Origin of the sequence: Aeromonas sp. A35_P (assembly GCF_002259925.1) — a bacterium.
Lineage (GTDB): Bacteria > Pseudomonadota > Gammaproteobacteria > Enterobacterales > Aeromonadaceae > Aeromonas > Aeromonas dhakensis.
Genome location: NZ_NEVB01000238.1, coordinates 1 through 21,340 on the forward strand (window position 1 = coordinate 1; position 21,340 = coordinate 21,340).

The 21,340-nt window shown below is 59.7% G+C and carries 16 protein-coding genes and 6 tRNA genes; 7 read left to right on the forward strand and 15 right to left on the reverse strand.

The genetic code is table 11. The annotated features are described in order from the left end of the window. Nucleotides 1-821: 821 nt before the first annotated feature. Complete coding sequence (locus CAK78_RS19255) at nt 822-1,322, reverse strand: PBECR2 nuclease fold domain-containing protein (protein ID WP_254924830.1); 501 nt, start codon at nt 1,320-1,322, stop codon at nt 822-824. Between the two features lie 225 nt (nt 1,323-1,547). Beyond that, a tRNA-Leu gene (locus tag CAK78_RS19260) sits at nt 1,548-1,633 on the reverse strand. A 143-nt stretch (nt 1,634-1,776) separates the two neighbouring features. Between CAK78_RS19260 and CAK78_RS19265 the strand changes: the two genes are divergently transcribed. After that, nucleotides 1,777-2,298 (forward strand): RDD family protein, encoded by a 522-nt coding sequence (locus CAK78_RS19265; RefSeq protein ID WP_005305129.1) that lies wholly within the window; start codon nt 1,777-1,779, stop codon nt 2,296-2,298. A 158-nt stretch (nt 2,299-2,456) separates the two neighbouring features. Here CAK78_RS19265 and lptG read toward each other — a convergent pair whose 3' ends face one another. Together lptG and lptF are read right to left on the reverse strand one after the other, a co-directional pair. Then, nucleotides 2,457-3,527: an LPS export ABC transporter permease LptG gene (gene lptG, locus CAK78_RS19270; protein ID WP_094698342.1), complete on the reverse strand. Its 1,071-nt coding sequence runs from the start codon at nt 3,525-3,527 to the stop codon at nt 2,457-2,459. A gap of 141 nt (nt 3,528-3,668) precedes the next feature. After that, complete coding sequence (gene lptF, locus CAK78_RS19275) at nt 3,669-4,781, reverse strand: LPS export ABC transporter permease LptF (protein ID WP_017765325.1); 1,113 nt, start codon at nt 4,779-4,781, stop codon at nt 3,669-3,671. Between the two features lie 172 nt (nt 4,782-4,953). Between lptF and pepA the strand changes: the two genes are divergently transcribed. From pepA to pbpG, 6 genes are all read left to right on the forward strand, one after another. Continuing rightward, nucleotides 4,954-6,462 (forward strand): leucyl aminopeptidase, encoded by a 1,509-nt coding sequence (gene pepA / locus CAK78_RS19280; protein ID WP_005305141.1) that lies wholly within the window; start codon nt 4,954-4,956, stop codon nt 6,460-6,462. A 162-nt stretch (nt 6,463-6,624) separates the two neighbouring features. Then, nucleotides 6,625-7,080, forward strand: a complete 456-nt coding sequence (locus tag CAK78_RS19285) for a DNA polymerase III subunit chi (protein WP_094698343.1) — start codon at nt 6,625-6,627, stop codon at nt 7,078-7,080. A gap of 65 nt (nt 7,081-7,145) precedes the next feature. Continuing rightward, complete coding sequence (locus CAK78_RS19290) at nt 7,146-9,998, forward strand: valine--tRNA ligase (protein WP_094698344.1); 2,853 nt, start codon at nt 7,146-7,148, stop codon at nt 9,996-9,998. A 186-nt stretch (nt 9,999-10,184) separates the two neighbouring features. Continuing rightward, complete coding sequence (locus tag CAK78_RS19295; RefSeq protein ID WP_094698345.1) at nt 10,185-11,477, forward strand: hemolysin family protein; 1,293 nt, start codon at nt 10,185-10,187, stop codon at nt 11,475-11,477. Between the two features lie 18 nt (nt 11,478-11,495). Then, the gene (locus CAK78_RS19300; RefSeq protein WP_054543502.1) at nt 11,496-12,161 is read left to right on the forward strand and encodes a DedA family protein; all 666 of its coding nucleotides are present in this window, start codon (nt 11,496-11,498) and stop codon (nt 12,159-12,161) included. Nucleotides 12,162-12,299: 138 nt separating this feature from the next. Then, complete coding sequence (pbpG, locus tag CAK78_RS19305) at nt 12,300-13,127, forward strand: D-alanyl-D-alanine endopeptidase (protein ID WP_094698346.1); 828 nt, start codon at nt 12,300-12,302, stop codon at nt 13,125-13,127. Nucleotides 13,128-13,522: 395 nt separating this feature from the next. On the opposite strand, the gene CAK78_RS19310 is transcribed toward pbpG, so the two are convergent. The 11 genes from CAK78_RS19310 to pncC form a co-directional block, all read right to left on the reverse strand. Next, nucleotides 13,523-13,599: transfer RNA gene (locus tag CAK78_RS19310), tRNA-Arg, on the reverse strand. A gap of 28 nt (nt 13,600-13,627) precedes the next feature. Continuing rightward, a tRNA-Arg gene (locus tag CAK78_RS19315) sits at nt 13,628-13,704 on the reverse strand. Nucleotides 13,705-13,731: 27 nt separating this feature from the next. Then, nucleotides 13,732-13,808: transfer RNA gene (locus tag CAK78_RS19320), tRNA-Arg, on the reverse strand. A 99-nt stretch (nt 13,809-13,907) separates the two neighbouring features. Next, nucleotides 13,908-13,984, reverse strand: a tRNA-Arg gene (locus tag CAK78_RS19325). Between the two features lie 3 nt (nt 13,985-13,987). Further along, a tRNA-Ser gene (locus CAK78_RS19330) sits at nt 13,988-14,080 on the reverse strand. A 214-nt stretch (nt 14,081-14,294) separates the two neighbouring features. Further along, complete coding sequence (csrA, locus tag CAK78_RS19335; RefSeq protein WP_005305164.1) at nt 14,295-14,483, reverse strand: carbon storage regulator CsrA; 189 nt, start codon at nt 14,481-14,483, stop codon at nt 14,295-14,297. Nucleotides 14,484-14,576: 93 nt separating this feature from the next. Then, entirely contained in the window at nt 14,577-15,824 is a 1,248-nt protein-coding gene (locus CAK78_RS19340; protein WP_094698347.1) for an aspartate kinase, read from the reverse strand. A gap of 16 nt (nt 15,825-15,840) precedes the next feature. Then, nucleotides 15,841-18,465, reverse strand: a complete 2,625-nt coding sequence (gene alaS / locus CAK78_RS19345; protein WP_094698348.1) for an alanine--tRNA ligase — start codon at nt 18,463-18,465, stop codon at nt 15,841-15,843. Nucleotides 18,466-18,861: 396 nt separating this feature from the next. Beyond that, nucleotides 18,862-19,362: a regulatory protein RecX gene (locus CAK78_RS19350; RefSeq protein ID WP_094698349.1), complete on the reverse strand. Its 501-nt coding sequence runs from the start codon at nt 19,360-19,362 to the stop codon at nt 18,862-18,864. Nucleotides 19,363-19,403: 41 nt separating this feature from the next. Then, entirely contained in the window at nt 19,404-20,468 is a 1,065-nt protein-coding gene (gene recA / locus CAK78_RS19355; RefSeq protein WP_005305178.1) for a recombinase RecA, read from the reverse strand. A 79-nt stretch (nt 20,469-20,547) separates the two neighbouring features. After that, the gene (gene pncC, locus CAK78_RS19360) at nt 20,548-21,039 is read right to left on the reverse strand and encodes a nicotinamide-nucleotide amidase (protein WP_010636081.1); all 492 of its coding nucleotides are present in this window, start codon (nt 21,037-21,039) and stop codon (nt 20,548-20,550) included. Between the last annotated feature and the right edge of the window lie 301 nt (nt 21,040-21,340).

Sequence of the window (21,340 nt, forward strand, 5' to 3'; positions counted from 1 at the left end):
ATGCTCCCCCAGGCCAACAACGACGAACTGTTGGCCATCGCCGCCAAGGCATTCCAGAAGATGGGATGGGGCGCCGGCCAGTAACCCGCCCACCATCACACCGCACACGACAGCGACGCACCTGCGTCGCTTTTTTGTGGCCAGCCCCCAGCCCTGCAGCCCAGATGCGACGGAGGAAACGCGCCGCTCACGGAATCCGCACTCCTCCCCCCCCACCTTCGGGCTAAAAATGTGGCGTTTTTTGCACAAGTAAAATGGTGCAAATCCATCGTCTAACCCGCGCCGTGGCTGGGTTCTTGGGGGGAATTCAGAATTTCACAAAACGTCATTTGATGATCGTTTTGAGGCAGTTTGATCACACCCATCAAGCGGTGCAAAAAGCGTAACCAATTGAGTTTAAACAGGTTGATGCTACTTTTCGTGAGGATCTGTGTCGGCGCAGTGGATCTGGTGCGACCACAAGGAAAAAGCTGTTAAGCCTTATGTGGTAAGGCTTGGCGGGCAATTTTGGCAAGGATCCAGAATTTCACGAGTGAAGCATTTCTATCTATCGCTGAAATACAAATGTAGAAAATTTGTAACCAAAAGCCCCATCCAACTAGGCGGAAACCGCCTACAAATTCTTGACGCATTCCTCATTTTTTAATAATGTTGTATTCGAAAGCGCAAAGTCGGTGGCCAGTTGGGGCAATGACCGATAGAGGAACCCCGGAATGTCCAACTGCATTGTGAGGGTGAGACCTTTCCTCACCAGCTTGGGTGAGTACAAAGTACAAGCAGAATGAAAGCTCAAAATTGAGGCAACCTTAGGTTGCCTCTTTTCATTTATGACGAGCATACACCAGCTTGCCATGTCTATGCTTGTTCATCGATTTTGCTTCACTTTGCATGAAGTTCCACAAGATCTTATCTGGTGTAATTGTGGCAACAACCAGCATCATGTTTCGTTCTTCAAAGGTACCTATAAAGGCATACCGATAGCTTCCGTCGTCATAAGCAACCTCCCAAACCTCAAAGGGATTCTGCAAAGTTGCGATAGCATGATTAACGTAACGTTCTCTGGCATGCGGCCTTTTCTCAACAATGTGCGGTAAAGAGTCCCGACACACCTGAATATCACCGACTGGTGTAGCCATCATCACTGATGCTTCGTTGCCGACAAAACCAAACTTACTTACCAACACCGCAACTGCATCTTCTTGAGTAGCAGCCGGCGGCTCTTGCTCAATCGCAGGAAGCCTCTTCTCTACCCCAAGGCCCTTCAGGTCTTCCAACTCCAGGCTTTTCCAATCAGGCTGATCGGGGCACTCTTTTACTGTCACGAAAAAATCTCAGTTGGATGCTCAAGACGGGGGAACATTCTAACAGAAGGCTAAAAAAAAATGGGTAGGACACACTTGGAATTGTGATTAACTGAGCCACTGGACAGAAGAATCGAGCATGGGTTTGCGCCGATCATCTAAATGCCTGCCGCCATTTTGCCGCCACTGGGTCACAGAAAAACAAAAGGCCATCCGTTAGGATGGCCTTAAGTCATTGAATTCTAATGGTGCCCGGGGTCGGACTCGAACCGACACGGTTATTCACCGGCGGATTTTGAATCCGCTGCGTCTACCGATTTCGCCACCCGGGCAACTGCGAGGGATTATACGAATGGCGCTTGGGCATGCAAGGTGTTTTTCTTGTGCTCACAGTCGTTTGCTCATTTATTCAACGCCTTGCCGAGGCAAGGTCAGTTACATAGAATGCCCGCATCATATTAATGGAATAAGAACGATGGCCAAGCGTAAACCCGTCCAACCGACCACTCCCCCTCCTCCCACCCAGCGTCACCCCTCCGCCGGTCTGCTGCGCCGGCTCGGCGCCCTGATCTATGACTATCTGGTGGTCATCTCATTGTTGATCATCGCCGGCTTTATCGGGATGGGGGTAGCCCATCTGCTGCTGGCCACCGGCATGGCAAGCGTCCCCGAGGGCAAAGACGCCTCCTGGCTGCTGACCAGCCCCGTCTACAGTGCCTGGCTCGCCCTCGTCATCTGCGGTTTCTACACCTGGTTCTGGACCCGCGCCGGCCAGACCATCGGCATGCGCGCCTGGCGTCTGCGCATCCAGAATGCTGACGGCAGCAACATCCGCATCACCCAGGCGCTGATCCGGCTGGCAACGGCGGCCTTTGGCCTCGGCAACCTGCTCTGCCTGTTCAACCGCAAGTCACCTCGCGCATTTCAGGACATCTGGTCCGAGTGCGAAGTGATCGTGCTGGGCAAACAGGAGAATCTGGAACAGCTCAATCGCTGATCCCAAAAGGCGGCAACGAAAAAGGGCACCCCAGGGTGCCCTTTTTGCTGGCCGACGCGTATTGCTTGCGGCTCAGGATATGGACGGAGATGCCGCCAAACCGCAGTGCAGCAGGAGCGATGGCCGCCTTTGTCAGCAGCCCCCCCCCTTTCAGGTCGCTACTGCTTGCGGCTCAGAATATAGAAGGAGATACCGCCAAACAGCAGGCTCGGTGCTATGGCTGCCAGGATCGGTGGCACCGCGTACACCAGGCTGACGGGACCGAACACCCGATCGCTGACGTAGACGGCAAAGCCGGTCATGATCCCCATCAGCATCCGAGCCCCCATGCTGACCGAGCGCAGCGGGCCGAAGATGAAGGAGGAGGCCAGCAGGATCATCGCCACCACCGAGAGCGGTGACAACAGCTTGCGCCACATCTCCAGCTTGTAACGACCGGCATCCTGCTTGTTGGCATCCAGATAGCCGATGTAATCCAGCAGTCCCGCCACCGGCAGGTTTTCTGGATCGACGCTCACCACCCCAAGCTGCTTGGGTGTAAGCTCGGAGCTCCACTCCATCTGGGGCTGGGTCTCGCTCAGGATCTGCTTGGGATCGTCAAAACGGGTCACCTGCACCTGCTTGAGCAGCCAGTGATGTTGCTCGAATACCCCTTCCCGGGCCTGCAGGATATCGATCAGCTTGCGCTCCGGGGTGAAGCGATAGAGGGTGATACCGGTCAGCGCGCCATCATTGCGCACCCCGTTGATGTTGACGAAGTTGTTGCCGTCACGGGCCCACACCCCGTAAGCCGATACAGTCAGCCGCCCTTCCGACAAGGCACCCGCCTTGATGTCGTCCGCCATCCGCTTGGTGATGGGGGCGACGTATTCCCCCATCAGCCCCACCAGGATCATTAGCGGGATGGCGGTCTTGAGCGCCGCCATCACGATACTGATCTTGGAGCGGCCCGCCGCCTGCATTACCACCAGTTCCGAGCTGGTCGCCAGCTGGCCCAGACCGATGAGGCCGCCCAGCAGGGCCGCCAGCGGGAAGAAGAGCACCGCTTCTTTCGGCATGGAGAGCAGCACATAGTAGAGGGCGCTGAGCATGTCGTAGTTGCCTTCCCCTACCGACTTCAGCTGCTCCACGTACTTGATGAGCGCCGCCAGCCCGACCAGGGTCAGTTCGCACAACAGGACCGACATGAAAATAACCCGGCCGATATATCTATCGAGAATGCCAAACATCAGCAGAGCCCCCCCTGTTGCAGCATCATGCTGATTTTTTCCTCAAATACAGACCTATGGAGCGGGGGCGACATCAAAATGACCCGGTCGCCATGTCTATCGAGAATGCCAAACATCAGTAGAGACTCCCAGATGGCAACATCATGCCGATTTTCTCTTGAAATAGAGGGTCTTGACCCCGTTCCACCAGCTGGTGCCCTGCAGGTTGAGCGGCAATCCGATCAGCAGCAGATAGACCAGCGGCACCAGGAACATGCCGGGCCAGTGCGGCAGCCGGCCGCTGTCGATGGCTGAACGGGCGGCGCTGAGCAGCAGGAAGTAGGAGAGGTAGAGCAGGATGGCCGGCAACAGCTTGGCATAGCGGCCCTGACGGGGGTTGACCCGCGCCAGCGGCACCACCAGGAAGGTCAGCACCAGGATGGAGAGCGGCAGTGACAGGCGCCACTGCAGCTCGGCCATCAGCTGGTTGTCCTGGGTGCCCAGCAGCTCCATGGTTGGCTTGGCCGCCGCCTTGCGGTTGGAGCGCTCCATCTCCTGCTGGCGGATCACCAGGCTGTACTCGTCGAATTCGGAGATCTGGAACTGGCGGGTATTGAAGTGCCCCTCGTAGCGGGAGCCATCCTTCAGGGTCAGCCATTGCAGGCCGTTGCTGTCGACCGTGACCACCCCTTCGGTCGCCACCACCACCGACGGCGGCTTGCCATCCTGGGAGCGCTGCAACACGAAGATCTTCTGCAGTTTGGAGCCCTTGTCGTTCAGGTCCTGGATGTAAGCCACCAGGCGCCCCTTGTCGAGCTCCATGAAGCGGCCGGCCTGCAGGAAGGAGATACCCGGATCGGCCTTGAACTCGTCGATCACCTGGTACTCGCGCTCTTTGGCCTGCGGGGCAATCCAGCCGGTATTGAAGGCTGCGACGGCCGCCGTCAGCAAGGCCAGAACCATGGCGCTGCGCATCACGAAACGGTGGCTGAAGCCTACCGCATGCATCACCGTCATCTCGCTTTCGGCGTAGAGGCGCCCGTGAGCGAACAAGATGGCCAAAAACAGGCTGATGGGCAGCATCAACAGGGCCATATTCGGCAGGTTGAGCAGCAGCAGGGTGGAGACCAGGCGCGTCGGCACCTCACCATCGGCGGCATCGCCGATGATCTGGATGAATTGCTGGCTGACGAAGATGAGCAGCAGCACGAATAATACCGCCAGCTGGGTTTTCAGGGTTTCCCTGAACAAATATCGGAAAACGATCACAGTCATTCCCAAGTAAACTTGTGTTTTTAGTCGAATGCCTGAAAAATAGGGCCGTATATTGGATTTTTACCAGTTTGAACTGCGGGGCCAGTGCCTGTTCGCTCCGCCTCTGATACCCCAACAAGCACCGCATTATTCAATAAAAGGTGCCTTTTGTCTTTAGGATGTAGGAGATTCCATGGAGTTCAGTGTAAAGAGTGGCAGTCCTGAGAAGCAACGCAGTGCCTGCGTCGTGGTCGGCGTATTCGAGCCGCGTCGCCTCTCTCCGGTTGCCGAACAGCTGGACAAGATCAGCGATGGCTACATCAGCTCGCTGCTGCGCCGTGGCGACCTAGAAGGGAAACCAGGCCAGATGCTGTTGCTGCATCAAGTACCGGGCGTGCTCAGCGAGCGCGTGCTGCTGGTCGGTTGCGGCAAGGAGCGGGAACTCGACGAACGCCAATACAAGCAGATCATCAACAAGACCATCACCACCCTCAACGAAACCGGCTCCATGGAAGCGGTCTGCTTCCTGACCGAGCTGCACGTCAAGGGACGGGATACCTATTGGAAGGTGCGCCAAGCGGTGGAAACCACCAAGGCGGGCCTCTACAGTTTCGACCAGTTCAAGACCAACAAGGCCGAGCCGCGCCGTCCGCTGCGCAAGCTGGTGTTCAACGTGCCGACGCGTCGGGAACTGACCATTGGTGAAAAAGCCATCGCCCACGGCCTGGCCGTGGCGAAAGGGGTGCGCGTCTGTCGCGACGTGGCCAACATGCCGCCCAACGTCTGCAATCCGGCCTATCTCGCCTCCCAGGCCCGTCGTCTGGCCGATGCGTTCGACAACATCACCACCAAGGTGATCGGCGAGCAGGAGATGGCCGAGCTCGGCATGAACTCCTACCTGGCGGTGGCCCGCGGCTCCGACAACGAAGCCATGATGGCCATCATCGAATACAAGGGTCATCCGGATGCCAAGCCCATCGTGCTGGTCGGCAAGGGACTGACCTTCGACTCCGGCGGCATCTCCATCAAGCCGGCCGACGGCATGGACGAGATGAAGTACGACATGGGTGGCGCCGCCTCCGTGCTCGGTACCATGCACGCCCTGGCCCAGCTGCAGCTGCCCATCAACGTCATCGGCGTGCTGGCAGGCTGCGAGAACATGCCGGGTGGCAACGCCTATCGTCCGGGCGACATCCTCACCTCCATGTCCGGCCAGACCATCGAAGTGCTGAACACCGATGCGGAAGGCCGCCTGGTGCTGTGCGATGCGCTGACCTACGTGGATCGCTTTGATCCGGAAACCGTGATCGACGTGGCCACTCTGACCGGTGCCTGCATCATCGCCCTGGGTCACCACACCACGGGCCTCCTGGCCAATCACAACCCGCTGGCCCACGAGCTGCTCAACGCCTCCGAGCAGGCGGGTGATCGCGCCTGGCGTCTGCCGCTGTTCGACGAGTATCAGGAACAGCTGGAGAGTCCGTTTGCCGACATGGCCAACATAGGCGGTCGTCCGGCCGGTACCATCACCGCCGCCGCCTTCCTGTCACGCTTCACCAAGAAGTACAACTGGGCCCACCTGGATATCGCCGGGACCGCCTGGAAGAGTGGCAAGGAGAAAGGCTCCACCGGGCGTCCGGTGCCCTTGCTGACCCAGTTCCTGCTGAACCGGTCAGGGGTGGACATCGAAGAGAAGGAGTAATTTCCACACCTCGCCCGGCGATGCCATCGGGCGAGCGGAAGTTGCCCTGCACCACAAGGAAGAGGCCCGCCTCTTCCTTGTTTCATTGAGGGTGGGCAGGAATACCCCCTGCCCGCCCTTACCGGCGGTCAATTATCCGTCACCGCAAACGGGATCAACCTGATGAGCCAAGTGACCTTTTACCTGATGAGCGAACAGGATGACGCGCAGTCCTCTGCCGTCGAGCGACTCGCCTGCAGCCTTGCGGCCGAGTCGTGGGGGGCGGGCCACCTCTATCTGTTCTGCGACGATGAGGCTCAGGCCCTGCGCCTCGACGAGCTGTTGTGGCAGCTGCCGCCGGAGCGCTTCGTGCCGCACCAGTTGCAAGGTGAGAGCGGCCAGGCACCGGTGGAGATCGGCCACCAGCCGCCACGACGGCGCTACGCCCGTCTCATCAATCTGGCCAAACAGACACCTTTGTTTGCAGGACACTTCGCTCAAGTGGTAGATTTTGTCCCCACTGACGAAACGCAAAAGCAGCAAGCCCGCGAGCGCTACAAGCACTATCGCCAGGCAGGCCACGCCCTCGAGATGAGGGATCAGCCCGTCCTTGCCGCACCGGATCCGGCGCAGCCCTGACCGCGCCGCCTGTGATCCACCACGAATCAACACCAGAATCCATCCATCCAGATTACGGCGAGACCATGGAAAAGACTTTTAATCACAACGCCATCGAACAGGCGCTCTACCAGCACTGGGAAGCTCAGGGCTACTTCAAGCCCCACGGCGACACCAGCAAAGACTCCTTCTGCATCATGATCCCGCCGCCGAACGTCACCGGCAGCCTGCACATGGGTCACGCCTTCCAGCAAACCTTGATGGATACCCTGATCCGCTACAACCGCATGCAGGGCAAGAACACCCTGTGGCAGGCGGGCACCGACCACGCCGGTATCGCCACCCAGATGGTGGTTGAGCGCAAGATCGCCGCAGAAGAGGGCAAGACCCGCCACGATTACGGCCGGGAAGCCTTCATCGACAAGATCTGGCAGTGGAAGGAAGAGTCCGGTGGCACCATCACCCGCCAGATGCGCCGTCTGGGCGACTCCGTGGATTGGGAGCGCGAGCGCTTCACCATGGATGAAGGCCTCTCGAGCGCCGTGCAGGAAGTGTTCGTCCGTCTCTACGAAGATGGCCTGATGTACCGCGGCAAGCGCCTGGTGAACTGGGATCCCAAGCTCAATACCGCCATCTCTGATCTGGAAGTGGAAAACCGCGAGATCAAGGGCCACATGTGGCACCTGCGCTACCCGCTGGCCAACGGCGCCAAGACCGCCGAAGGCCAGGATCACCTGATCGTCGCCACCACCCGTCCGGAAACCATGCTGGGTGATACCGCCGTCGCGGTGAACCCGGAAGACCCGCGCTACAAGGCGCTGATCGGTCAGCACATTCTGCTGCCGCTGGTGAACCGTCTGATCCCCATCGTCGCCGACGAACACGCCGACATGGAGAAGGGCACCGGCTGCGTGAAGATCACTCCGGCCCACGACTTCAACGACAACGAAGTGGGCAAGCGCCACAACCTGCCGATGATCAACATCTTCACCCTGGACGCCCACGTGCGCGCCGAGGCCGAAGTGGTCGACAGCAACGGCAACCCCAGCACCGCCTATGACGCCGCCCTGCCGACCGAGTTCGCCGGAATGGAGCGCTTTGCCGCCCGCAAGGCCATCGTTGCCAAGCTGGACGAGCTGGGCCTCCTGGCCGAGATCAAGGATCACGTGCTGCAGCAGCCTTACGGCGATCGCGGCGGCGTGCCCATCGAGCCGATGCTGACCGACCAGTGGTACGTGCGCGTGGCGCCCATGGCCAAGACAGCCATCGAGGCGGTGGAAGATGGCCGCATCCAGTTCGTGCCCAAGCAGTACGAGAACATGTACTTCTCCTGGATGCGCGACATTCAGGATTGGTGCGTCTCCCGTCAACTGTGGTGGGGTCACCGCATCCCGGCCTGGTATGACGATGCCGGCAACGTCTACGTGGGTCGCAACGAGGATGAAGTGCGCGCCAAGCACAGCATCCCGTCCGTGACCGTGCTGCGTCAGGACGAAGACGTGCTCGACACCTGGTTCAGCTCCGCCCTGTGGACCTTCTCCACCCTGGGCTGGCCGAACAACACAGAGGCGTTCAAGACCTTCCACCCGACCGACGTGCTGATGAGCGGCTTCGACATCATCTTCTTCTGGATCGCCCGGATGATCATGATGACCATGCACTTCATCAAGGACGAAAACGGCCAGCCGCAAGTGCCGTTCAAGACCGTCTACATCACTGGCCTCATCCGTGACGAAGAAGGCCAGAAGATGTCCAAGTCCAAGGGCAACGTGCTGGATCCCCTCGACATGATCGACGGCATTAGCCTCGAAGACCTGCTGGAGAAGCGTACCGGCAACATGATGCAGCCGCAGATGGCCGAGAAGATCGGCAAGCGTACCGCCAAGCAGTTCCCGGAAGGGATCGAGGCCCACGGTACCGACGCCCTGCGCTTCACCCTGGCGGCGCTGGCCTCTACCGGTCGTGACATCAACTGGGACATGAAGCGCCTGGATGGTTACAACAACTTCTGCAACAAGTTGTGGAACGCCTCCCGCTACGTGCTGATGAACACCGAAGATCAGGATTGTGGCTTTGCCGGTGGAGAAATGCAGTTCAGTCTGGCGGATCGCTGGATCCAGTCCCAGCTGCAGGTGGCCATCCGTGACTTCCGTACCGCCCTCGACACCTACCGCTTCGATATCGCGGCCGGTGTGCTGTACGAATTTATCTGGAACCAGTTCTGTGACTGGTATCTGGAGCTGACCAAGCCGGTGCTGACCAAGGGTTCCGAAGCCGAGCAGCGCGCTGCCCGCCACACCCTCGTGACCGTGCTGGAAACCCTGCTGCGTCTGGCACATCCGATCATCCCGTTCATCACCGAGACCATCTGGAAATCGGTCGCCCCGCTGGCCGGCGTACACGCCGACACCATCATGATTCAGGCCTTCCCGGAGTTCGACGCCGCCAAGGTGGACGACGCCGCGATGGCGGATCAGGAGTGGGTGAAGGAGTTCATCGTCAGCATCCGCAACATCCGCGCCGAGATGAACGTAGCGCCGAGCGTCCCGCTCAACGTGCTGCTCCAGTGCGATGCCAAGGATGCCGAGCGTGCCGCCGACAACGAGGCCTTCCTCAAGTCGCTGGCCCGTCTGGAATCCATCCGCGTGCTTGGCGAAGGTGAAGCCGCTCCGCTGTCGGTGAAGAAGCTGATCGGGGCCACCGAGCTGCTGATCCCGATGGCTGGTCTCATCGACAAGGATGCCGAACTGGCCCGTCTGGCCAAAGAGGTAGCCCGTCTGGTGGGCGAGTGTGGCCGTATCGAAGGCAAGCTCGGCAACGAGGCCTTCGTCGCCAAGGCGCCGGAAGCGGTCATCGCCAAGGAGCGCGAGAAGCTGGAAGATTACCGTCTCCAACTGACCAAGCTGGAAGCCCAGCAGGCCGAGATCGCCGCGCTGTAAGTCGGCATCCTCCTCGCAAAAGCCCCCTCCTGCAGGGGGCTTTTTGTTGCCCGCCCGCCACCATTCCCCCTCATTTCGCGCGTTGTCATGCAAAATTAGCGAGCCAAATCACCCGCTTTCACAAGCGCAGCGCCCCCAAATTCATTACACTGCCAGCGATCTTTCAACTAGGAGTGCTGCCGCAGTATGGAAATATTGATCCTGTTTGGATTGATTTTGCTCAATGGCGTTTTCGCCATGTCGGAAATCGCCATCGTCACCGCACGCAAGGCACGCCTCAGCAAGATGGCCAGCGAAGGGAGCCGCTCCGCCGCCATCGCGCTCAAGCTGAGCGAAGATCCCACCCATTTTCTCTCCGCGGTGCAGATCGGCATCACCAGTATTGGTCTGCTCAACGGTATCTACGGCGAATCCCTGCTGGCCCAGCCGCTGGCGCTCTGGCTGCAGGAGTGGGGCATGACCCCCAAGAGCAGCGGCCTCATCGCCACCGTGCTGGTCATAGTAGTGGTCACCTATCTCTCCATCGTCATCGGCGAACTGGTGCCCAAGCGGCTCGGTCAGATCAGTGCCGAGCGCATCGCCTGCCTGGTGGCCCGCCCCATGCTGTGGCTGGCCGCCCTCACCCGTCCCTTCGTCTGGCTGCTGTCGGCCTCCACCAAGGCCAGCCTGCGGCTGCTGAGAGTCAGCCAGGATGGCAGCGCCCACGTGACCCAGGAGGAAATCCACGCCATGCTGGTGGAGGGTTCCGAAGCGGGGATTATCGAAGATCACGAGCACACTATGTTACGGAATGTGTTCCGGCTCGACGAGCGCAGCCTCTCCTCGCTGATGGTGCCGCGCAGCGACATCCGCTATCTCGACCTCGCCCTGCCGCTGGAGGTGAACCTGCAGCGGCTGGTGGAGTATCGCCACAGCTTCTTCCCGGTCTGCGATGGCAGCCTGTCGGAACTGGTGGGCATCATCAACGTCAGCAGGGTGCTGCACGCCTATATCAAGGGTGAGCCCATTGATCTGGCAGCCCTGACCCAGGACGGCAGCCTGCTGCCGGAAACCCTCAACGGCCTCGAGCTGCTCAACCACTTCCGCACCCATGCCGAACACATGGTGCTGGTGGTGGACGAATATGGCGAGCTGCAGGGGCTGGTGACCCAGCAGGATCTGCTGGAAACCCTGGCCGGTGACTTCCAGCAGGAAGATGGCGACGACAACTGGGCTTTTCAGCGTACCGACGGCAGCTGGCTGCTCGACGGCCTCATTCCGCTGCCGGAATTGAAGGACTGCCTGGGACTGGTTCGGCTACCGGAGGAAGAAAAACATCACTATCACACCCTCGGAGGGCTTATCATGCTGCTCCTTGGTCGTGTTCCCCAGACGGGAGACCTGGTCACCCTGGAACAGTGGCAACTGGAAATCGTTGACATGGATGGTCTGCGCATCGACAAGGTGCTTGCCATGCCCTTGCTTGATCAACCCAGCTAACCTGCGGAGTTTGCAACTATGGAACAGTTTTACCAACTGGCCCACGCCTTTATGCATCAGGATCTGGTGACGCTATCCGATCCCAAGATGGCCTTCATGGTCTGCGGTGTGTTATTGGCCTTTCTGGTGCTGGAGAACGGCTTCATCCCCACCGCCTTTCTGCCCGGCGACAGCCTGCTGATCCTGACCGGCGTGCTCATCTATCAGGACGTGCTCTCCCTCGGGGTGATCCCGCTGCTGATCCTGGCCACCTTCGTCGGCACCTGGCTCGGCTACATGCAGGGGCGTTTCCTGGGCCACACCCAGCTCTACCACCGGCTGCTGTCCCATGTGGAAGAGAAGCACCAGCAGAAGGTCTACTACCTGCTGGACAAATACGGCATCGTGACCCTGATCACCGCCCGCTATATCGCCTTCGTGCGTACCGCCTACCCCTATATCGTCGGTGCCACCGAACTGCCCCAGGGGCGTTTTCTCATCGTCAATCTGGTCAGCTCCATCATGTGGATCTGCCCGCTGGTCGGTTTCGGCTACTTCCTCAGCCACACCAAGCTGGCGGCCGAGTACCAGTCCCAGTTCCTCAGCATCATTCTCTGCCTGCCGATCGTGCTGCTGGTCGGCGGTTTGATTGCGCTGATCTGGCGCTGGCTGAGCAAACGCAAAGCCAGTGCGCCACGGGATTGAGGCAAAGAGAGAGGGTCATCGCGAGATGGCCCTTTTTTTAGCGAAATAATGGTGATTTACCCGCTGGCACTCTTGTCAAGCGAGGGTAAAAATGAGTGAATCTAGCGCCTTTTTTTCGACGTGAATGGAGTCGGTAGTATGCGGTGTCGGGTTAGCGCTATGGCGCTGGTTTATGCATTGGTTGGACTGCTGGGACTACCAGCAGCATTGGCTGCCCCCAACCCGGCCAAACTGCAGTTGCAATCGAGCAGCGCACTGGTGATGGATGTCAGAACGGGCAAGACCCTCTACCAGAAGAATCCCACCCAGGTGCGCCCCATCGCCTCCCTCACCAAGCTGATGACGGCGCTGGTGGTGCTGGACGCCCGCCAGGATCTCGGCCAGACCCTGACCATCGATCAGAACGACAGAGACGCCATCAAGCACACCTATTCGCGGGTCCGCATGGGCACCCAGGTGACCCGCCGCGATGCCCTGCATCTGGCGTTGATGTCCTCTGAAAACCGCATGGCCTCGGCGCTTGCCCGCCACTACCCGGGGGGCCGTCCCGCCTTCATCCGCGCCATGAACAACAAGGCCAAGCAGCTGGGCATGCGCAGCAGCCGCTTTTACGACTCCACCGGCCTGTCGACCCGCAACGTCTCCACCGCCCAGGATCTGGCCAAGCTCATCGCGGCGGCTTATCGCCAGCCGCTGATCCGCGAGTTCACCCAGGACACCAGCAAGGACATGCGCTTTCGCACGCCGGCCTACAGCCTGATGTTCAACAACACCAACCCGCTGGTGAAGAACCCGGATTGGGACGTGCGCCTCTCCAAGACCGGCTATACCGACGAAGCGGGCCGCTGCCTGCTGATGCGGGCCAAGCCGGACAATCAGGAGCTGGCCATAGTGCTGCTCAACTCGGTGGGCAAACGCACCCCCATCGGCGATGCCAACCGCATTCGCAAATGGCTGAAAAGCTGATACCCGGACTGCGGGGATGAAAAAGGATGCTGCGGCATCCTTTTTTATTGCCTGCAAACCGCCTCTGCCCGCCTCTGAGCGGGTTTATCAGCGGGAGGTGGCACATGGGTTGACCAAGAACCAAGGGATGCGCACAGGGCGCGATAGCGTGAAAGTTGGCGCAGTGGGCAGGGAGAGGCGCCAAACGCCCGTCATGCTGGCGTGGACGCCCTTGTCACGGGGCTGCGGGTTGCCACCAGGATGGGTGAAGCGCGATCTCAGCAGCGAAACCACAGAGGTGAAGAGGTGAAGAGGTGAAGAGGTGAAGAGACGAGTATCAAGCCACCCAAGTCGTATCCCATAGCCGGAGCGGCCATATAAAAAAACAGCCCCGACCGAAGTCGAGGCTGTCTGTATGGTGCGCCCGAGAGGATTCGAACCTCTGACCACCTGGTTCGTAGCCAGGTACTCTATCCAGCTGAGCTACGGGCGCTCATCAACTTTTGGTACTGCTTTCAAAATGGTGCGCCCGAGAGGATTCGAACCTCTGACCACCTGGTTCGTAGCCAGGTACTCTATCCAGCTGAGCTACGGGCGCTCATAAACTTTTTGATTTTGCTTTAAATGGTGCACCCGAGAGGATTCGAACCTCTGACCACCTGGTTCGTAGCCAGGTACTCTATCCAGCTGAGCTACGGGCGCCCTGATTTAAAGCGATAAAAAAAGCTTACTCAACAGTAAGCCTTTTTCAGTTGTACCGGCTTGCTGATTGCCAATACATGACTCATCGTGAGTCTAATATGGTGCGCCCGAGAGGATTCGAACCTCTGACCACCTGGTTCGTAGCCAGGTACTCTATCCAGCTGAGCTACGGGCGCAAATGGCGGAGAAGGGGGGATTCGAACCCCCGATGCGGGTATAAGCCGCATACTCCCTTAGCAGGGGAGCGCCTTCAGCCTCTCGGCCACCTCTCCGTTTGCGGGGCTGATAATACTTCACAGGGATTTTTAGTCAAACACTTTTTTGGAGAAAAAAGCGCGTTCGCTCGGTATTTGGTCAAAGCGTGGAATATTCAAGCAATATCGGCACTTATCCCGCTCTTTCGCCCCCTGCGGCGCCATTTTCGGCGCCCCGAAAAAACAAAAGGCGACACATGAGGTGTCGCCTTGTCACAGCCATTGATGCCGCTTAGAAGCCGGATTGACCCGGAACTTTCTCGGCCTGGATGCGCTGATAGATCTCTTCGCGGTGCACGGAAACTTCTTTCGGTGCGTTCACGCCGATACGAACCTGGTTGCCTTTCACGCCCAGCACGGTGACAGTCACTTCGTCACCAATCATCAGGGTTTCCCCTACACGACGAGTCAAAATAAGCATTCGCTTGCTCCTGTATCCTGTTTTGTATTTATATCGATATGCGACATTATCTTACAAAGATACCGATATGGTAAATGGTTGAAACTAAATCAATCAGGGATTGTTTCCCAAGGGCTGCTCATGAGGCTCCTGATCCAGCCCAAAAGCGGCGTGCAAGGCACGCACTACCAGCTCCAGGTACTTCTCGTCAATCACCACGGATATCTTGATTTCAGAGGTGGAAATCAACTGCATGTTGATCCCCTCCTCGCCCAATACCTTGAACATGGTGCGGGCGACGCCAGGATGGTTCCACATCCCGACTCCGACGATGGAAACCTTGGCGATCTCACCGTTGCCCTGCACGCAGGCGGCCCCCAGCTCGCTGGCGGTCTCCTCCAGCAAGGCGCGCGCCCGGCGATAGTCATCGCGATTCACCGTGAAGGTGAAATCAGCGGTGCCATCGCCCAGCGTGTTCTGCACTATCATGTCAACATCAATGTTGGCGTCGCTGATCGGATTCAGGATCTGCGCTGCCACGGTGGGCCGATCCGGCACACCCAGAATGGTCAGGCTGGCTTCGTTGCGATTGAACGCTATCCCGGATACCAAGGGAGCTTCCATCCTCTCACCTCCATATGTGATTAACGTTCCCTCTCCCTCGACAAAGCTCGACAGCACCCGCAGCGGCACGCGGTACTTGCCCGCGAACTCCACCGAACGGATCTGCAGCACCTTGGCACCCAGGCTGGCCATCTCCAGCATCTCCTCGAAGGTGATGGTGTCGAGACGACGCGCCTTGGGCTCAATGCGCGGATCCGTGGTATAGACCCCGTCCACGTCGGTAAAGATCTGGCACTCATCGGCCTTGATGGCCGCCGCCACGGCGACCGCCGTGGTGTCGGAGCCACCGCGCCCCAGGGTGGTGATGGCATTGTGCTCATCACGCCCCTGGAAGCCCGCGATCACCACCACCTTGCCCGCGCCCAGTTCAGCCTGAACCCGGTCGGTGTCGATGTGGGTGATGCGCGCCTTGCCATAGGCGGAATCGGTGTGAATGCGAACCTGATCACCGGTCATCGAGACCGCGGGGCAACCGCGTTTGTTCAACGCGATGGCCAGCAGCGCTATGGTGACCTGTTCACCGGTGGAGACCAGCACATCCATCTCGCGCCGGTTGGCATCAGGATCCAGCTGCTGGGCCATGCCCAGCAACCGGTTGGTTTCGCCCGACATGGCGGAGACCACCACCACCACGTCATGTCCCTGGGCGCGGGTCTGTTCGACCCGCTCAGCTACCGCCTCGATCCGCTCCAGCGTGCCGACCGAGGTGCCGCCGTACTTCTGTACATAGAGTGCCACAGATCACCTCGCCCGATTACAGGCGCTCTTCCAGCCAGGAGTGTACGGATTTCAGGGCCGCCGGCACTGCCTCAGGCTGGGTACCACCCGCCTGGGCCATGTCGGGACGACCACCGCCCTTGCCACCCACCTGCTGGGCCACCAGATTGACCAGCTCACCGGCCTTGACCTTGCCGGTCAGGTCGTTGGTGACGCCCGCGATCAGGTTGACCTTGCCCTCGCCGCTGGTGGCCAGCAGCACCACACCGGACTTCATCTGGCTCTTCAGTTCGTCCAGCATGCCGCGCAGGGATTTCGGATCGGCCCCTTCCAGCGCGGCAACCAGCACCTTCTGACCCTTGATTTCGATGACCTGACCCAGCAGGTCGTTACCGGCCTGGGCGGCCAGCTTGGCCTTGAGCTGCTCCAGCTCACGTTCCATCATCTTTGCCTTGTCCAGCACCTGGCGAACCTTGTCAGCGATGCTGAACTGATCGCCCTTCACCAGCGCGGCAGCCTCTTCGATCTGCTCGCCAACCTGATGCATGAAGTCGATGGCGGCCTTGCCGGTCACTGCTTCGATGCGGCGCACGCCGGCGGCGATGCCGCTCTCGGCGATGATCTTGAAGAAGCCGATGTCACCGGTGCGCTTGGCGTGGGTACCACCGCACAGCTCGGTGGAGTAGTCGCCCATGCGCACCACGCGCACGTCGTCTTCGTATTTTTCACCGAACAGCGCCATGGCGCCGGCCGATTTGGCCTCTTCCAGGCCCATCAGCTGGGTGATGATTTCGTGGTTGGCTCGGATCTGGTTGTTGACCAGCTCCTCGACCCGGCGAATGGTCGCCATAGTCATCCCCTCGAAGTGGGAGAAGTCAAAGCGCATGCGCTCGGCCCCCACCAGAGAGCCCTTCTGGGTCACGTGCTCGCCCAGCGCCTGACGCAGGGCCGCGTGCAGCAGGTGAGTCACCGAGTGGTTCAGGGCGATGGCCTGACGACGGTCACCATCGACCACGGCCTCGACCTCTGCCCCTTTCTCCAGGGTGCCAAGCTCCATGTAACCCTTGTGAATGATCGCCTTGCCCGCTTTAACGGTATCGGTCACGGCAAAGATGCCGTCGTCCACTTTCAGGGTACCGCTGTCGCCGATCTGGCCGCCGGACTCGGCGTAGAAGGGGGTCTGCTCCAGCACGATGACAGCTTCGTCACCGGCGATGAGACCGCTCACCTCGTCCACACCCTTGTAGATGCCGACCACGCGGGTGCGCTCGGTCAGGGTCTTGTAACCGGTGAAGGGGGTCTCGAAGTCGAGCTTGAGCATCTCGTTGTAGTTCACACCGAAGCTGGATGCTTCCTTGGCACGAGCACGCTGCTTCTCCATCTCGGCCTTGAAGCCCTCTTCGTCGATGCCGATCTCGCGCTCGCGCACCACGTCGGCAGTCAGGTCGGCCGGGAAGCCATAGGTGTCATACAGCTTGAACACCACTTCGCCCGGAATGACCTTGGCATCGCCCAGGTTGGCCAGAGCGTCTTCCAGCAGCAGCAGACCGCGGTCCAGAGTGCGGACGAACTGTTCCTCTTCGATGCGCAGCACGCGCTCGACCAGCGGCAGCTGGGCGATCAGCTCGGCAGCGACATCCTTCATCTGCACCGCCAGCTCGGCAGCCAGTTTGTAGAAGAAGACATCGGTAGCGCCCAGCTTGCGACCGTGACGCACGGCGCGGCGGATTATGCGGCGCAGCACGTAGCCGCGACCTTCATTGGACGGCATGACGCCGTCAGCCACCAGGAAGGCGCAGGAGCGGATGTGGTCCGCGATGACGCGCAGGGACTGGTTGCTCAGATCGGTGGTGCCAACAATCTCGGCCGCTTTCTTGATCAGCGCCTGGAAGATGTCGATTTCGTAGTTGGAGTGCACCCCCTGCATGATGGCGGAGATACGCTCCAGACCCATGCCGGTATCCACGGACGGACGCGGCAGCGGCTCCATGGTGCCGTCAGCCTGACGGTTGAACTGCATGAAGACCACGTTCCAGATCTCGATGAAACGGTCGCCATCCTCTTCCGGTGAGCCGGGACGGCCACCCCAGATGTGATCGCCGTGGTCATAGAAGATCTCGGTGCAGGGACCGCACGGGCCGGTATCGCCCATGGCCCAGAAGTTGTCGGAAGCGTACGGGGCGCCCTTGTTGTCACCGATGCGCACGATGCGATCGGCCGGCACACCGACCTCTTTTTCCCAGATATCGAAGGCTTCATCGTCAGTCGCGTAGACGGTCACCAGCAGGCGCTCTTTCGGCAGTTGCAGCACCTCGGTCAGGAAGCCCCATGCAAACTTGATGGCATCCTGCTTGAAGTAGTCGCCGAAGCTGAAGTTGCCCAGCATCTCGAAGAAGGTGTGGTGACGAGCGGTATAGCCGACGTTTTCCAGATCGTTGTGCTTACCACCGGCACGCACGCAACGCTGGGAGGTCGTCGCGCGGTTGTAGGCACGCTTGTCTGCGCCAAGGAACACGTCCTTGAACTGGTTCATACCCGCGTTGGTAAACAACAGGGTCGGGTCGTTATGCGGTACCAGCGAGCTGGAGGAGACAACCTGGTGCCCCTGGGAACGGAAATACTCGAGAAACGCAGCGCGTATCTCAGACGTGGACATATACATGGAAAATCCTGCTTGATTCGAATACGGACTTTTAACCGCATTAATGTAAGTTTTCTGCGGGGTAAAGTAAAACGGACAGGGCCGCCACGGGCGAAAAAGCGCACATAAACGGGCTGGAAAAGCGCCCCGCTGCCAACCGCGGCTTTTTTCACCATCAACAGGAGAAAAAGCGGCATGAAAAGAGGGTCAAGACAGGGAGAACCCGGCTTTCGTCAATCTGCACTGACAAGCCTATGAACAGGCAGGGAAAATCTTGTACAGGCGTCATAATGGCCTGGTCGGCCGGTGGAAACCGGCGACCAGGCGCCGGCAAACCGGAAATGAAGAGAGCGGGTGTGCGGCGATGGGGCCTCGTCTCTCGAATCATCTCAAGATCCCAGCACAAACATCGCCGTTCTACTCCTCCCGCTCCTGCAGGGCGGAGATGGCGTAACGTGCCTGATCCTGACTAAAGCCGCGCCCCAGCAGATACTTGAGCCACTTCATCCGCTGCTTGAAGTCGGCTATGTTGGCCCGTCGTTCCAGCAGCGCAAAGGCGAGTTCGAACCAGTCCAGCTCGGGTTGCTCGAAGGCGGCATCGATCTGGCCATCGTCCAGCCCCTTGCGGCGCAGCTCGAAACGGATCTTGAGCGGGCCATGCCCCTTGGCGGCACCCGCCCGCACCGCCATGGCACCATAGCGCTCGTCATTGACCCAGTTGTAACCGCGGCAGTAGTCGACCACCGCCTCGATCACCTCTTCCTGATAGCCCTGCTGGCGCAGCCGTCTGGCCAGCTCCGACTCGGCACTCTCGCGACGGGCCAGACTGCGCATGGCGTAGGCACGGGCGGCCGCCAGCTGCTCTGCAAAGCTCGGTTCGGCGGGCTCGACCGATTCGGTAACGGATTCATCAACCATAAATGACAAGGCCGGGTATCAACCCGGCCTTCCTTTCGCTCTTATTCGAACTCTTGTTCGTTTTCGGCTTCAAATTCGTCGTACTCGGCAGCGGAGGGCTTCTCCTCCACCGGCGCGGCGCCGGAGAGCAGCAACTCGCGCAGTTTGGCTTCCACTTCGCCAGCCAGCGCCTTGTTTTCGGCGAACAGTTTCATGACGTTGGCCTTGCCCTGACCGATCTTCTCGCCGTTGTAGCTGTACCAGGCACCGGCCTTGTCGATCAGCTTGTGCTTGACGCCCAGATCCACCAGCTCGCCCTCTTTGGAGATGCCGGCACCGTAGAAGATCTGGAATTCGGCCTGCTTGAAGGGAGGGGCCACCTTGTTCTTCACTACCTTGACGCGGGTCTCGTTACCAACCACTTCGTCACCTTCCTTGATGGCGCCGGTACGACGGATATCCAAACGCACGGAGGCGTAGAACTTGAGCGCGTTACCACCGGTCGTGGTCTCCGGGCTGCCGAACATGACGCCAATCTTCATCCGGATCTGGTTGATGAAGATGCACAGGCAGTTGGCGTTCTTGATGTTGGCGGTCAGCTTGCGCAGCGCCTGAGACATCAGACGAGCCTGCAGGCCAACGTGGGAGTCACCCATCTCGCCTTCGATTTCCGCTTTCGGGGTCAGGGCCGCCACGGAGTCGACGATGATGACGTCAACTGCATTGGAGCGCACCAGCATGTCGCAGATCTCCAGCGCCTGTTCACCGGTATCCGGCTGGGAGATGAGCAGGTCGTCGACGTTGACGCCCAGCTTGGCAGCATAGATGGGGTCGAGTGCGTGCTCCGCATCGACGAAGGCACAGGTCTTGCCCTTCTTCTGGGCTTCGGCGATCACCTGCAGGGTCAGCGTGGTTTTACCGGAAGATTCCGGGCCGTAGATCTCGACGATACGACCGCACGGCAGACCACCGATCCCCAGCGCCACGTCCAGAGAGAGGGAGCCGGTGGAGATGGCTTCGATATCCATGGTCTTGCTGTCGCCCAGACGCATGATGGAACCTTTGCCGAACTGCTTTTCAATCTGACCCAGCGCAGCCGCCAGTGCCTTCTGTTTGTTCTGATCCATGCCAATCTCCGCTGGAAATCGTGAATAAAAATGAAGTTGGGCTAAGTATACTGTCTATTCATACAGTATCAAGCCCAATTTATCTGAGCAGGGCCAACAGACCCGACAAGGCCTGTCTCACCGCCTGCTGACGCACCTGCCGGCGATCCCCGTCGAAACGGGCCAGCAGGGAGTGGTGGCGGCCGTTGCAGTCGGCCCAGGCAAACCAGACGGTGCCGACCGGTTTGCCCTCGGTGGCGCCGCCGGGGCCGGCGATGCCACTGATGGCGACGCTGATGGAAGCCGACGAGTGAGCCAGCGCGCCGCGGGCCATCTCCAGCACCACCGCCTCGCTCACCGCGCCGTGCTGCTCCAGGCTCTCGTCGCTCACCCCCAGCATCTGCTGCTTGGCCTCGTTGGTGTAGGTGACAAAGCCGCGATCAAACCAGCCTGAGCTGCCCGCGATATCGGTGATGGCCGTGGCCACCCCGCCGCCGGTACAGGATTCGGCGGTGGCCGCCAGCCAGCCTCGCTGGCCAAGGGCCCGTCCCAGCTCGATGGCGAGGTGCTCTATCTCTGCGTCCAGTTTCATCGCGACTCCCTCTGATGCGTGCAAGAGGCACATTATGCGATCCCGCCGCCGCCTGCCGCAACTGAACGCAGCTCACCCGGCTGATGCCTCTGCCTACACGGAGGGGTGTGATCCCCGACCTCCCCCGCCACGCCGCTTATGTGTAGAATGGCGCCATCAAGCTCAAGGCTCATCACCGCAGACACAGGCCCGCAGAGGCCCCTTCTGGAATAGCACATGACCGCACAACACCAAGCCACCGGCGCCACGCCAGGCGCCAACCTCAGCGCCCACACGCCCATGATGCAAGGGTGTTTACATG

Excerpts from the sequence above, each read along its gene's own strand:
- pbpG (WP_094698346.1), top strand. The coding sequence starts at position 12,300 with ATGCGGTGTCGGGTTAGCGCTATGGCGCTGGTTTATGCATTGGTTGGA.
- lptG (WP_094698342.1), bottom strand. The coding sequence starts at position 3,527 with ATGTTTGGCATTCTCGATAGATATATCGGCCGGGTTATTTTCATGTCG.
- alaS (WP_094698348.1), bottom strand. The coding sequence starts at position 18,465 with ATGTATATGTCCACGTCTGAGATACGCGCTGCGTTTCTCGAGTATTTC.
- recA (WP_005305178.1), bottom strand. The coding sequence starts at position 20,468 with ATGGATCAGAACAAACAGAAGGCACTGGCGGCTGCGCTGGGTCAGATT.
- CAK78_RS19290 (WP_094698344.1), top strand. The coding sequence starts at position 7,146 with ATGGAAAAGACTTTTAATCACAACGCCATCGAACAGGCGCTCTACCAG.
- CAK78_RS19350 (WP_094698349.1), bottom strand. The coding sequence starts at position 19,362 with ATGGTTGATGAATCCGTTACCGAATCGGTCGAGCCCGCCGAACCGAGC.
- CAK78_RS19300 (WP_054543502.1), top strand. The coding sequence starts at position 11,496 with ATGGAACAGTTTTACCAACTGGCCCACGCCTTTATGCATCAGGATCTG.
- pncC (WP_010636081.1), bottom strand. The coding sequence starts at position 21,039 with ATGAAACTGGACGCAGAGATAGAGCACCTCGCCATCGAGCTGGGACGG.
- CAK78_RS19295 (WP_094698345.1), top strand. The coding sequence starts at position 10,185 with ATGGAAATATTGATCCTGTTTGGATTGATTTTGCTCAATGGCGTTTTC.
- csrA (WP_005305164.1), bottom strand. The coding sequence starts at position 14,483 with ATGCTTATTTTGACTCGTCGTGTAGGGGAAACCCTGATGATTGGTGAC.
- CAK78_RS19265 (WP_005305129.1), top strand. The coding sequence starts at position 1,777 with ATGGCCAAGCGTAAACCCGTCCAACCGACCACTCCCCCTCCTCCCACC.
- pepA (WP_005305141.1), top strand. The coding sequence starts at position 4,954 with ATGGAGTTCAGTGTAAAGAGTGGCAGTCCTGAGAAGCAACGCAGTGCC.
- CAK78_RS19285 (WP_094698343.1), top strand. The coding sequence starts at position 6,625 with ATGAGCCAAGTGACCTTTTACCTGATGAGCGAACAGGATGACGCGCAG.
- lptF (WP_017765325.1), bottom strand. The coding sequence starts at position 4,781 with ATGACTGTGATCGTTTTCCGATATTTGTTCAGGGAAACCCTGAAAACC.